14 protein-coding genes are annotated in these 12,566 nt (G+C 58.5%); 9 read left to right on the top strand and 5 right to left on the bottom strand.

The window, feature by feature from the left end:
- Positions 1–7 precede the first annotated feature (7 nt).
- Positions 8–400 (bottom strand): multicopper oxidase domain-containing protein, encoded by a 393-nt coding sequence (locus ACO6TI_RS05785; RefSeq protein ID WP_196896752.1) that lies wholly within the window; start codon positions 398–400, stop codon positions 8–10.
- Here ACO6TI_RS05785 and ACO6TI_RS05780 point away from each other — a divergent pair.
- Together ACO6TI_RS05780 and ACO6TI_RS05775 are read left to right on the top strand one after the other, a co-directional pair.
- Positions 380–598, top strand: coding sequence for a hypothetical protein (locus ACO6TI_RS05780; protein WP_409860442.1), 219 nt, complete (start codon positions 380–382; stop codon positions 596–598). The genes ACO6TI_RS05785 and ACO6TI_RS05780 overlap by 21 nt on opposite strands.
- A 12-nt stretch (positions 599–610) precedes the next feature.
- The gene (locus tag ACO6TI_RS05775; protein ID WP_422384518.1) at positions 611–1,492 is read left to right on the top strand and encodes a homocysteine S-methyltransferase family protein; all 882 of its coding nucleotides are present in this window, start codon (positions 611–613) and stop codon (positions 1,490–1,492) included.
- A 93-nt stretch (positions 1,493–1,585) separates the two neighbouring features.
- On the opposite strand, the gene ACO6TI_RS05770 is transcribed toward ACO6TI_RS05775, so the two are convergent.
- Both ACO6TI_RS05770 and ACO6TI_RS05765 read right to left on the bottom strand, forming a co-directional pair.
- On the bottom strand, positions 1,586–2,146 hold the full coding sequence (locus ACO6TI_RS05770; protein WP_055120925.1) for a luciferase family protein: 561 nt from the start codon (positions 2,144–2,146) through the stop codon (positions 1,586–1,588).
- A 20-nt stretch (positions 2,147–2,166) separates the two neighbouring features.
- Positions 2,167–2,637, bottom strand: a complete 471-nt coding sequence (locus ACO6TI_RS05765) for a c-type cytochrome (RefSeq protein ID WP_108876184.1) — start codon at positions 2,635–2,637, stop codon at positions 2,167–2,169.
- Positions 2,638–2,734: 97 nt separating this feature from the next.
- Between ACO6TI_RS05765 and ACO6TI_RS05760 the strand changes: the two genes are divergently transcribed.
- Entirely contained in the window at positions 2,735–3,622 is an 888-nt protein-coding gene (locus ACO6TI_RS05760; protein WP_197000733.1) for a LysR family transcriptional regulator, read from the top strand.
- Positions 3,623–3,655: 33 nt separating this feature from the next.
- Here the strand turns inward: ACO6TI_RS05760 and ACO6TI_RS05755 are convergent, their stop codons facing one another.
- Together ACO6TI_RS05755 and ACO6TI_RS05750 are read right to left on the bottom strand one after the other, a co-directional pair.
- Positions 3,656–5,017, bottom strand: a complete 1,362-nt coding sequence (locus ACO6TI_RS05755; RefSeq protein WP_108876186.1) for a sensor histidine kinase — start codon at positions 5,015–5,017, stop codon at positions 3,656–3,658.
- Entirely contained in the window at positions 5,014–5,685 is a 672-nt protein-coding gene (locus ACO6TI_RS05750; protein ID WP_104704755.1) for a response regulator transcription factor, read from the bottom strand. The genes ACO6TI_RS05755 and ACO6TI_RS05750 overlap by 4 nt, the downstream gene beginning before the upstream one ends.
- A gap of 127 nt (positions 5,686–5,812) precedes the next feature.
- Here ACO6TI_RS05750 and ACO6TI_RS05745 point away from each other — a divergent pair, with 127 nt between their 5' ends.
- The 6 genes from ACO6TI_RS05745 (at position 5,813) to ACO6TI_RS05720 (ending at position 12,419) form a co-directional block, all read left to right on the top strand.
- The gene (locus tag ACO6TI_RS05745; RefSeq protein ID WP_029064983.1) at positions 5,813–6,919 is read left to right on the top strand and encodes a tricarboxylate transporter; all 1,107 of its coding nucleotides are present in this window, start codon (positions 5,813–5,815) and stop codon (positions 6,917–6,919) included.
- Positions 6,920–6,989: 70 nt separating this feature from the next.
- Positions 6,990–9,017 (top strand): tripartite tricarboxylate transporter permease, encoded by a 2,028-nt coding sequence (locus tag ACO6TI_RS05740; protein ID WP_055120915.1) that lies wholly within the window; start codon positions 6,990–6,992, stop codon positions 9,015–9,017.
- Between the two features lie 10 nt (positions 9,018–9,027).
- Complete coding sequence (locus ACO6TI_RS05735; RefSeq protein ID WP_422384517.1) at positions 9,028–10,089, top strand: isocitrate/isopropylmalate dehydrogenase family protein; 1,062 nt, start codon at positions 9,028–9,030, stop codon at positions 10,087–10,089.
- Positions 10,086–11,177: a 4-oxalomesaconate tautomerase gene (locus ACO6TI_RS05730; RefSeq protein WP_422384516.1), complete on the top strand. Its 1,092-nt coding sequence runs from the start codon at positions 10,086–10,088 to the stop codon at positions 11,175–11,177. The genes ACO6TI_RS05735 and ACO6TI_RS05730 overlap by 4 nt, the downstream gene beginning before the upstream one ends.
- Positions 11,170–11,442 (top strand): hypothetical protein, encoded by a 273-nt coding sequence (locus tag ACO6TI_RS05725; protein WP_196879866.1) that lies wholly within the window; start codon positions 11,170–11,172, stop codon positions 11,440–11,442. The genes ACO6TI_RS05730 and ACO6TI_RS05725 overlap by 8 nt, the downstream gene beginning before the upstream one ends.
- Positions 11,439–12,419, top strand: a complete 981-nt coding sequence (locus tag ACO6TI_RS05720) for a D-2-hydroxyacid dehydrogenase family protein (RefSeq protein ID WP_422384515.1) — start codon at positions 11,439–11,441, stop codon at positions 12,417–12,419. The genes ACO6TI_RS05725 and ACO6TI_RS05720 overlap by 4 nt, the downstream gene beginning before the upstream one ends.
- The last annotated feature ends 147 nt before the right edge of the window (positions 12,420–12,566 follow it).

Raw genomic sequence — 12,566 nt, 5'->3', positions numbered from 1 at the left:
GGGTTTTCTATCCGGTGGAATCAGTCACCGTGAACTGGCCCATCATTCCGCGATCTTCATGTTCGAGGATGTGGCAATGATACATGTAGGGATGCTGTTCGGTTGCCTGATGATCAAAGCGAACAACGATTTCCGACCAGTCGTCATCATCCAGCACGACAGTGTCTTTCCAACCCTGCTGGTCAGGCGTCGCGGCAGCACCTTCCATCTGTTCGACAAGGAATGAACACCCATGCACGTGAAACGGATGCGCGCCCTGATTTGAGCGAATGCGCCATCGCTCCCAGACGCCGCGCCTGACCTGCTCGTTGATGACATTCATGTCCATCGCCGAGCCGTTGATGGTCATGTCCATCGCGGCATGACCGGAATGGGCACCGTGGCCTTCATCCCCGTCCATATCGAGTACGAAGTCCCGGGTGTTGATTATCTCGGTTTCTGCGGGGCGGCTGATGGTTGCCAGCCTGTCGGGTACAGGAGCGGTATGCGCAAACAGGGTTCTGCCGCTTACCGGAAAGCAGGTGTTTCCAGTCGAAACGAGCTGACCGCCTGGTTTTTTGAGGATATGCTGGAGCCGCTGCCGACAGGCGACAGTTAGCAAGGTGCGACCGTGGAAACGACATCGATCAGAATTCTGGACGGCGGCATGGGTCAGGAACTCGTCCGCCGCAGCGGCTTGAAACCCACCGGCCTCTGGTCCACCCAGATCATGATGGAGCGGCCGGATCTGGTGCGGGACATTCACGATGCTTTCTTCGCAGCCGGATCACATGTCGCGACGACCAACACCTATGCCATTCACCGCGATCGATTGCACCCTGCCGGAATCGAGGATCGCTTCGACGAACTGCACCATTTGGCTTGCGAAATGGCCTGCCGTTCCCGCGACAACCACGGAACGGGACTGGTTGTTGGATCCGTCGGCCCTCTTGGCTGGTCCTACAGTCATGACGGCGCACCACCTGAAGATCAATCTGCGGAGCTGTATGGCGAAGTATGCCGGATCCAGTCAGATTATGTGGACGTCTACCTGATCGAGACAATCGCGTCGATCGAACAGGCCAGGGCATCGCTCAGGGGTGCACTTGGAAACGGCAAGCCGGTCTGGCTGGCGCTGACTGTCGACGATACTGACGGGACACGTCTGCGGTCCGGCGAGAGTCTTGCCGCTGCACTGGATGAAATCGCGGCGAACCCGCCGCAGGCCATCCTTTTGAATTGCTCTGTACCCGAAGCCATAACGATGGGGCTTGAGAGCATTGGCAATGCAGGCGTTCCATTCGGCGCCTATGCCAACGGTTTTACCGGTATCAGTCCAGATTTTCAGAAAAAGGGCAGCGCTGTGACGAAACTGACCTCGCGCATCGATCTGACGCCGTCAGCCTATGCTGACCATGTGGACCAGTGGATCGATACCGGCGCCACCATTGTCGGCGGGTGCTGCGAAGTCGGTCCGGACCACATCAAGGAACTTTCACGGCGATTCGGCTGACCGGGAACTTGCATCACAACCAACAGACCGGGAAGTACACGAAGAACGAAGCCAACACAGAACTGCAGTCAAGGCCGGAATATCATTTCCCGATCAAAGGTCCGGTGCTGAAAAGTTCCGGCCGGTCACATAGTTGTAACCATCGACAACGAGCTGGAAAACAATGTCCGCCTCGTCCGCAGTCCTGGGTGTATAGAGCAGGACAAAACCTTCCCAGCCCGGCCGTGTGTTTGCCCAGGGGTGCATGGTTGCCCAGCCGGCCTTAACCGCTTCGCGTGCGCGCTTCGGGGACAGTGAAGCATGAAGACTTCCATCCGGGTGCAGATGTGCAAATTCCCGGCCCCCGACGATCGCTTCCGGATGCGCCAGGTCGAGGGTTTCACTCAGCCAGAACCCCCTGGCTCCCGGTAGCGAAATGACCGTGGCACGAATCTTCACTTCCGGGAGGGTCGCAACGCGTGTCAAAAGACGCTCCGAAATCCGGGGGGAATTCCTGGCGCCGATCTGGATATGCGGAACGCCTGTCGTCGTGCGAGGTGTCGGACCGTCCCTATTTGGAAGTCGGGTATCGCGGGCATTGGCAGACACCAGCGCCAACCCGGCGATCACAAGCGCCAAGACGGCAAGACGTCCCGACTTTGTCCATGCTTTCATTGTCGACAGACCCGGATCTGTTATTCGCTCTCGCGGAATTTGGTGTGACACTCCTTGCACGCACCACCAATCGCTCCGATGTTGGCCCGGACACCTTCAAGACCGGTGCCTGCGGCTTCGCTCATGGCGATGGCTGCCGTTGCCAGGGTTTTGCTGATCTCGGCACTTTCCGGGTATGTGGTCCAGGCCTCTACCTTCGCGCGGGTTTTTCCTGGCAATGCCGTACTGTCAGATCCTTGCGGCCATACCGCGCCATTGTTCATGGTTGCCAGGATCCTGATGTTTTCCGCGGCGATCTCGGCGGCCTCGGCGTTGTATTCGATCTCGCCCTTGGCCATCGCGCCCAACTGTCCCAAATTCCACGCATATAGCGTCATGACCGCTTTGCGTGCCTTGATCGCGTTGTCGAAATGTCCATCGGCAACGGATGTGCTCATGCCGGCGGCGGCGACAAATCCCAGCGCGCAGACCAACTTGAATCCGTATTTCATCGGTCACTCCTTTGCTGTGCAAAATTGAACACCACCTACATCTCATGATTAGATAGACGGGTAAATTCTCAAATTTGACACGAAAGGATGTGCACTGATGCACAGGATACGATGGGATGACCTTCAATATGTCCATGCCGTTGCAGACCAGGGGTCATTGTCGGCCGCATCACGCGTGCTCGGTGTGAACCACGCCACAGTCCTGAGAAGGATCGCGCTGCTGGAAGCCGCCAGCGAGGTCAAATTGTTCGACCGGAGAAATGACGGATATCGGCTGCGTCCGGAAGGGCGGGCACTCCTGGCTTCGCTCAAGCTGATGGATCATGCTTCCGCTCGGATCAGGAGAAGTCTGACATCAACATCCAAGGGCATAGAAGGAACCTTTCGCCTTGCCACCACCGACGCGATCGCCTGTTTGCTGTTACCGGGCTACCTGGCTGCTCTCAGAGAGGTTCATCCCAACATCAACATCGAAATCGCCGTATCAAATGATCCGATCGACCTGTCGCTCTCCGGTGCGGAGATCCTGATAAGACCCGGAACCGAATTGCCACCGGAACTCAGCGGGGCGAAAGCCGGATCCGTGGAATTCCGTGCCTTTGGAGCTTCGGGATACCTGGAGAGAAACCGGGATCTGACCATCAGCGAACACAAATGGCTGGGTGTCGCCCCGGACTTCGCGAAATCCACTGTCGGAGAATGGCAACTTTCCAGCGTGGGGACCCGGTTCGAATTCTCCGCAGACAGCTTTCTGATGCTTGCTGCCCTCGCGGCACAGGGGCTTGGCCTTGCCTTGCTGCCTGCCTTCGTCGGACAGAAAACCGATCAGCTCGTGCCGTTTGGAACCATCGGAGGCGAACCGGAAACCGGCATCTGGGTGGCGACGCACAAGGACTTCAGGCAACAGCCAAACATAGAAGCACTTCTGGGCTTTTTCACCAGTGCTCTGGCGGCGGACACGAAGCAATTGAATGTGATCACCTAGGCCCGTTGCCCATGTCCGCTTCCGCAGGCAGTTCTACCGCGCAATGGTGAACCGGGCTTCAAGGCCCGGTTGTCCGGCGTGCAGCTTCAATCCACCGCCATGCCTCTCCGCGACACGCTCGACGATCGGCAATCCGAGGCCACTACCATCACTGCGCTCCGATACCTGACCGAAGCGTTGCAGGGCAGTCTGGATCTGCGCATCCGTAAGACCCTTCCCGTTATCCTGGACAACAATCGTAGTTGTTGCGGAAACAGCCTCCAGACTCACCGTGATCTCGGACAATTGCGAACCGCCATGCTTCAAGGCATTGTCGATCAGGTTCGATACTGCCTCCCGGATCATGGTCCGATCCCCTGTGACGGAGACATCTTCTTCCGGAATTCTGAGATCAACCGCAACGGTGTCCGCATTCTTTCGGCGGAAACTATCCACGATCCCGACTAGCAGGTCATTGATGGAAAAATTCTCCTTCGCCGACGTCGGGCTGATCGATTTGGTCCGCTCATATGTCAGAAGTTTCTGCGCAAGATGGCTGGTCTCCTTGGCGGCGTCGACCAGATCGTCCGCACGTTCGCGCATATCTGCATCGCTCGGAGCCGAGCGCACGGATTCAGCCAATGCCAGGACTCCGGCAATCGGATTTCGAAGTTGGTGCGCGGCATTTGAAATGAATTCGCTTTGGGTGGCCATCGCTTCGGAGACCTGGCCAAGCAATCTGTTGAGCGTCCGCACAATGCCTTCCACCTCGACTGGAACCGGCCTTTGAATCGGCTTCAGAACCGCGCCGGAACGCAGGTCGATTGCCTGCTGAAGATCGTTCAGCGGGTGTAACCCGATCCGGATGCCGAACCATACGATCAGGGCAAGGGACGTGATGATCGAAGATATCGTGATCAGCGAGCGCAGCATGAGGTCTTCGACAAACGTTTCGCGGATGGCAACGTCCTGCCAGACAGTCGTGGTGAAAATACCGCTGAAACCGTCAACCTGCATCCGCGTACGCATCCTGAAGCCGCGCACATCCCGCCCGAGATATTCCGCATTGAAATAAACAGGATTGAGATCACCGTCGCCTGCAAGCGGGATACCCACCGGCGGTGTCGCGTATCCGGCGACGATGACACCGTCGGGTGCGTAGACATGGTAGAACACCGGGCCGCCGGACGTGTCGGAGAGAATCTTGCGCGTGTTGGGCGCAAGTGCATCCCCTCCGGAGAGCGCCACATCATTGGTAACGGCAAGCGCAGCTGACTGAAGACTGCGATCAAAAACATCACCCGCCGTGACACGCGCGTTGTTGAGCTGCCACAATCCGGTCGCGCCGGCCACAAACAGCAGGGGAACCAGGATGATCAGGGTCAGGCGCAGGCGAAGAGAATAGATTCTCTTCATTGGCGGGACTTGCCAAGGGAATAGCCGATACCCCGATGTACCTGGATGTTCACACCATACGGCACCAGTCGTTTTCTCAACCGTGACACATAAACCTCGATGACTTTCTCATCGGTCTCGCTGCCGGCACCGTAAAGCTGATCCAGAAGACCGGCCTTCGAGACCGTTCGCCCGTTCGCCTGGGAAAGCGCCGCCAGAAGCGCCAGTTCTCGCCGAGGGAGCTCCAGTGCGGTTTCACCGTCCAGCAATTGCAGCGCGCCGACGTCGAGTTTAAGAGTTCCTATGTCAATCAGTTGCCTCGGCGCAACGCCCTTGCGCCGCCCGAGCGCACGTATCCGCGCGGCGAGTTCTTCCATTTCGAAGGGTTTGACCAGGTAATCGTCGGCACCGGCATCAAGCCCCTGCACGCGATCCTCGGTTTCCGATCTGGCCGTCAGAAGGATTACAGGCCGCGGATCTTCCCGGTCCCTCAGGTCGGCAAGCAGATCAAGACCGCTTTTCCCTGGCAGGTTGATATCGAGGATGACAAGATCACCGTCTTCCTGCTGCAGAAACATGTCTGCGTCGTCTCCGTGATGCAGGACATCGACGGAGTGGCCCGCATCGCGCAGCTGATAGGCAATACCTTTTGCGAGACTTACATTATCTTCGACCAGAGCGATCCGCATTATTTATTCTTTTGTCGATGAAAGCTTGGTGCAAGCTTCGCAGGGAAAACTCTCCGCATCAAGCCGCTTTTGAAAGCGCTGAGAGTGCGGCAACCGGGAGGGTTGTCCACACCAACGGGAGGAAATCATGGTTTTGAAGAAGCTTGCGCGCCAGATGGCGCTGAGTGTGACGTGTGTTGCCGGCACCCTTTTACCGGCCCAGGCCCTTGCTGCTGATCTCGATCTTTCGGGCAAAACCGTCGAATGGGTCATCCCGTTCTCCGAGACCGGCGGCTCCGCAAAGTGGGCGAATTTCTATGCCCCGCTTCTGAGCGAAGCCCTGCCGGGACAACCGACCGTCGTCGTCAAGTTCATGCCGGGTGCCGGGTCCACCAAAGGTGCCAACTGGTTCCAGAACCAAAAATTCGGCGACAGCGAAGGCACGGTAATCTTCGGTTCTTCAGGGTCGACACAGTTCCCGTATCTGCTCGGTGATCCGCGTGTGCGTTACGACTACAAGGACTGGAACGTGGTTCTGGCCTCCGGTACCGGCGGCGTCGCCTACCTGCCACCGGATCTCGCAGCAAAGATGAGCGGAAATGATGCAGGCGCGCTGAAAGAAACCGACTTTATCTACGGTTCCCAGGGTGCGACCCGGCTTGATCTTGTGCCGCTGCTGGCCTGGGAAATGCTCGGCCTCAATGTCGAACCGGTGTTCGGTATCAAGGGACGTGGCGATGGACGCCTGATGTTCGAGCGCGGCGAAGCCAATATCGACTACCAGACTTCCTCTTCCTATCTGAAAGGCGTCACGCCTCTGGTGGAAGCCGGAACGGCTGTTCCAATGATGAGCTGGGGCGCTCTTGACTCAGATGGCAACATCGTCCGCGACCCGACATTCCCCGACATGCCGACTTTCAAGGAAGTCTGCGAGGCGACCGAAGGTTGCGAAACGTCCGGCGAAAAATGGGATGCCTGGAAGGCCTTCTTCATTGCAGGCTTTCCCGCTCAGAAAATGGTTTTCCTGCCGAACGGCGCGACCCAGGACGCCATCGATACCTATTCCAAGGCCTTTGAAGCCGTGAAGGCACGCGGCGATTTCGCCGAAATCTCCGCGGGACGCCTTGGAAAATATCCGCAGATGACCGGTGCGGAAGCTGATGCCGCTCTGAAAAGTGCGACCGAAGTGCCTGCCAGCGCGAAAGAATTCGTGGTCGGCTGGCTACAGGAGCGCTACGGCGTCTCCCTGAAGTAGTCATACTTCTGCCCGTCCGGACGAACCGGACGGGCCCCTTCTTCCAGAAAACATAATCCGGGGCGATCCAGTGGACATTCTTGGCACCGCTTTACCCGCGCTCGCCGACGCGTCGGCGATGATCCTGCAGCCTGCCGTCATCGGCTACCTGATCCTGGGTGTCGTGATGGGCCTGTGCGTCGGCGTGTTTCCGGGCCTTGGGGGCATCGCGGGGCTGTCGCTCCTGCTGCCCTTCATGTTCGGCATGGATCCGGTTCTCGGACTTGCCCTGATGATCGGCATGGTCGCGGTCGTACCGACTTCGGACACATTCGCCTCGGTCCTGATGGGTATTCCAGGTTCGTCGGCTTCGCAGGCAACCGTTCTCGACGGCTTTCCGCTGGCAAAGAAGGGTGAAGCGGCACGCGCCCTTTCTGCAGCGTTCGCGTCTTCCCTGTTCGGCGGGCTGGTCGGTGCTGCCTTTCTCACAGTCTTCATTCTTGTTGCCCGCCCGATCGTGCTGGAATTCCGGACACCCGAACTGTTGATGATCACGCTGTTCGGCTTGTCGATGGTCGGCATTCTTGCCGGGCAGGTTGCCATCAAGGGCATCGTTGCCGCCGGTCTCGGCCTGATGGTCGGCACGATCGGTGAAGGTGACAGTGCCGGTGCATTGCGCATGGCAACCTATGACATGCCCTACCTGACCGACGGACTTAAACTGGTCATTGTCGGTCTTGGCATTTTCGCGATACCGGAAATCGTCGCCCTGCTGCGCCAGGACCGTGCGATTTCCGAACGGTCCATGCTCGGCGGGGGCTGGCTGCATGGTGTGCGCGACTGGTTTTCCAACATCTGGCTCAGCATACGCTGCTCCCTGATCGGCGTTACCGTCGGTGTCATTCCCGGTCTCGGCGGGTCGGTAGTCGACTGGATCGCCTACGGTCACACCGTTCAGACGTCCAAGGACAAGTCCAAATTCGGCAATGGTGACATCAGGGGCGTCATCGGACCGGAGAGCTCAAACAACGCCAAGGAAGGTGGGGGTCTCGTACCAACACTGCTCTTCGGCATTCCGGGCTCCGGATCCATGGCCGTCTTCATCGGCGCCGTCGCACTACTGGGCTCGGGGCAGATCGAAGTCGGGCCGTCGATGCTGAAAAACAATCTCGACGTGACCTACGCGATCGTCTGGTTGCTGGCGCTTGCAAACGTGGTCGGCACGATCATCTGCATTCTCGGATCCAGCGGGATTGCCCGCCTGACGACCATTCCGTTCGGACTGCTTGCCCCGTTCCTGTTCATGATCATTTCCTTCGCCGCCTTCCAGTCAGGCCAGAACCTGATGGATCTGGTGGCACTGTTTGCCATCGGGCTTCTCGGCATCCTGATGCGGCGGTTTGACTGGTCGCGACCTGCCTTCCTGATCGGTTTCGTCCTGTCCAACCCGGCGGAGACCTACACCAACCAGGCAGTCCAGATCGCGGCCTCGCGCTTCCGCAAGGGTTTTGCGGAAGGGATGGAATACATTTTCTCGCCGATCGTGATCGTTCTCATCATCATCACGATCGTTTCGGTCGTGGTTGGCCTGCGCCAGTCGAAGAACATCCGCGCGGAAGGTGAATTGCCGACAGGAACCAAGCGGGCACCGCTGATCTTCCTGGTCGCCATTCTGGCTTACATCGCATTCGCCTTCACAAATGCATCCCTCATACCCGACTACGCCTCTGCTGACCGTGTTTTCCCACAATTCGTCGGGCTGATATCAATCATCGGCTGCCTGATCCTGCTGGTCCGGATGCGAACCAATTCTGAGAAAAGCCCGCTTTTCTGCGACAGCGAGGCCGGCAATCCCGAGGGCAACCAGCACGGCCTCTGGGCAACGCTTGCCTGGTTCGCGGGTCTTCTGATCCTCACTTCGCTCGTTGGTTTCATCCTCGCGCTGGCCGGTTTCCTGGTTTCCTTCATCCACTACCGTGCAAAACGAAGCCTGCCGTATGCGCTTGTTTACGGCGGCTGCGGGATCGCCTTCATGTGTGGCATGGCCTGGCTGCTCAATCGGGATTTCCCACCTGGTTTGCTGCAGTCCTACGTCGATCTGCCATGGCCGCTGACATGAGGAACAGCAGATGACGCTCTCGCTCCTCTGTCTTGCCGGAGACGGGATCGGCCCGGAGATCATGGCGGCCACCAAGGTGGTGGTCGAGGCTGCCTGCACAAGGAGCGGCGAGACCGTCAGCCTTGCTGACGGGGAAATCGGTTTTCCGGCGCTCAATGCGGAAGGTTCGACGATACCGGAACAGGTCATTGAAGCCGCGCTTGCCGCAGACGGTGTCATTCTCGGACCGGTTTCCCACAATGCCTATCCGTCCAGGGATGACGGCGGCCTCAATCCTTCCGGTGTGCTGCGCAAGGAACTCGATCTATATGCCAACATTCGCCCGGCACAGAGCTTCAAGGGCCTTGCGACGCCGACCGGCGCACCGGTCGACCTGATTATCTTTCGCGAGAATCTCGAGGGCTTTTACGCGGACAGGAACCTGCATTCCGGACCAGGCGAGTTCATGCCGGTTCCCGGTGTTGCCATGGCAATGCGGCTGATCACCGAACGCGGCAGCGAGCGCATCGGCCGGGCGGCTTTTGACCATGCGGCCGCAAACGGCCGAAAGAAGGTCACGGCGGTTCACAAGGCCAATGTGATGCGCACGAGCGACGGCCTGTTTCTCGACGTCATGCGCCGCATCGCGACCGGGTATCCCGGCATTCAATATGACGAGGTTCTCGTCGATGCCGCCGCTGCGCTGCTTGTCCGCGACCCGGGCCGGTTCGACGTGATCGTAACGACCAACATGTTCGGCGATATCCTGTCCGACCTTGCGAGCGAACTTGCCGGCGGTCTCGGACTTGCCGCTTCGCTCAATCTCGGACCGCAAAACGCAGCCGCCCAGGCGCAGCACGGATCGGCTCCCGATATAGCGGGCCATGACCGGGCTAACCCGACCTCACTGATCGGGTCGGCTGCCATGCTTCTCGGTCATCTGAAGCTGGTCAGGGCCAAAGCACTCATCGAGGTTTCCCTGAAGAAGGCGATCGCCGACCCCCGAACGCGAACCTCCGATCTGGGAGGACCACTCGGAACGCAGGCCTTTTCCAAAGTCCTTGTCGATCTCATCCAGGAGGCTGACACATGATGCAGAGATCCACACCTTTCGTGTTCATGCGCGGCGGCTCTTCCCGTGGCCCCTATCTGCGGCGCAACGATCTGCCGGAGGATCTGAATGAACTGTCCGCTGTTCTGATTTCCATCGTCGGAGCCGGACATCCATTCAACATAGACGGCATCGGTGGCGGCACCGCGGTGACGACCAAGGTTGCCATGCTGTCAAAATCAGACGACGACTGGGCAGACATCGACTATTTCTTCGCCCAGGTCGGCGTGGAAGAACGGCTCGTCGATTTCAAACCTTCCTGCGGTAACATTCTGGTGGGAGTCGGCCCCGCCGCCATCGAAATGGGCCTCGTCGAGCCGGCTGGAGATGTCACAGACGTCAAGATCAGGGCAGTAAACACCGGCAGCCTCGTCACTGAACGCGTTCAAACGCCGGGCGGAACGGTCCGTTATGACGGCAATGCCGCGATTGACGGGGTTCCGGGAAACGCTGCGCCCATCGAGTTAAAATTCATGAAAGTGGAAGGCAGCCTGACGAGCGGGATCCTGCCGACCGGAAAACCGAAGGAAGAGATCCTCGGGCTCGAGGTAACCTGCATGGACGTCGCAATGCCGATGGTGATCGGGCGCGCGGAGGATTTCGGCGTTACCGGCTATGAAAGCGCGACAGATCTGGACGCGAACAAGCAACTCTTTGAAAAAATGGAAGCCGTCCGCCTGATTGCGGGCGAACGGATGGGACTGGGCGACGTCACGAAATCAGTCACGCCGAAATTCGGGCTGCTGGCCGCGGCGCGCGATGGCGGCTCTGCCTGCGTCCGTTATTTCATGCCGTGGAAATGTCACCCGACCCTCGCCGTCACCGGGTCCCAATGCCTTGCCTCTTGCCTTCTAATGAGCGGTACCATAGGGGAAGGATTTCTCGCACCGATGCCACAATCTCCTGCGAATCTGCGGCTCGAACACCCGATGGGTAATATGGAAGTCGTGATAGACTATGAACATCAGGGGAGAGACTTTCACGTGAAGTCTGCCGGACTGCTGCGAACCGCGCGGAAGCTGGCAAGCGGCGACGTTTTCGTTCCGGGTGACATCTGGTCCCGTGACTGACATCGCCAATTTCGAACGACTGGAGGATATGATGCGCTACGAAGACAACATCGACGCAGCTGTTCTTGCGCTGGAAACGGCGCGCCAGCTTCTTTCTGACGAAATCAGGGACTATCCGACCCCGGTTTCAGGCTGCGATGCCCAGTACAATCACCTTCTTTCCAAACGAACCCAGATCACCAAGGCACTGAGCGTGCTGCAGACCGATGTCTTCGTGCCGACACCCCGGACGCTGGTTGAAGGCAGCGGTGTGGAAAGCCGATGAAAGTTCATATTCTCGATGACTGGTTCGACACGCTGCGCGGTCTTCCCTGCTTCGCCAAGCTGAAAGATCATGATGTCACGGTCTGGACGGATCACGTCGAAGACCCTGGTGAACTTGCAACAAGGCTTCGACCCGCCGATGCTGTTGTCCTGTTCCGCGAACGCACGAAAGTAACCGCGGAATTGCTGGACCAGTTGCCCGGCCTGAAACTGATTTCCCAACGGAGCGTCTATCCGCATATCGACGTTGAGGCGTGTACGCGAAACGGGGTCCTTCTGTGCTCCAACATGCACGCGGGAACACCATCCTACGCCGCCGCGGAACTGACGTTGGCTCTCATCCTGTCAAGCTATCGCCAGATACCGCAACAGGTTGCCTCCGTCCGCAGTGGAAACTGGCAGATGGGTGTCGGAAGAAGCCTGCGGGGCAGAACGCTTGGACTTTACGGATACGGTCGCATTGCCAAGGCTGTTGCAGGTTACGCCGAAGCCATCGGCATGAAGATCCAATGGTGGTCGTCAGAAGCCGGCCGCGCGCGCGCGTCTGCCGATGGTACCAATGTGGCCGAAAGCCGGGACGCGTTTTTCGGAACTTCCGACATCGTCAGCTTGCATGTCCGGCTGAAACCGGACACACGCGGCATCATAACCGCACAGGACCTGTCTGCCATGCAGCCGAGGGCCCTCCTGGTCAACACGTCCCGTTCAGGCCTGATCGCACCGGGTGTGCTGGAAGCTGAAATAGACCGCGGACGGATTTTTGCCGCGATCGACGTATTCGACACCGAACCCCTGACAGATGCCGCCAACCCTTTGCTGACGCATCCGAATGTCCTGCCGACACCTCATATCGGCTATGTGACCGAAGACGAGTTCAATCTCCAGTTCTCGGACATTTTCGATCAGGTGACTGCCTATGCGGCGGGCGAGCCGATCCACATGATCAACCCTGAAGTCCGCTCCGGAAACAAGGACTGACAACGGCTCGTAACAGGACATAGGGTGCGAGCAAGGTCTCGCGCCCTCATTTCAAAATCCCGTCCGGAACATTGCTAATTGTTCCAAGCCGGCATTGCCGCTAATCACTGTAGTCATCACGAGAACGTTGGCCGTTGGAAAAACCCG

The sequence above is a fragment of the Roseibium album genome, assembly GCF_965233825.1.
Taxonomy (GTDB): Bacteria; Pseudomonadota; Alphaproteobacteria; order Rhizobiales; family Stappiaceae; genus Roseibium; species Roseibium album.
This window is presented reverse-complemented; position numbering and strand designations above follow the sequence as displayed.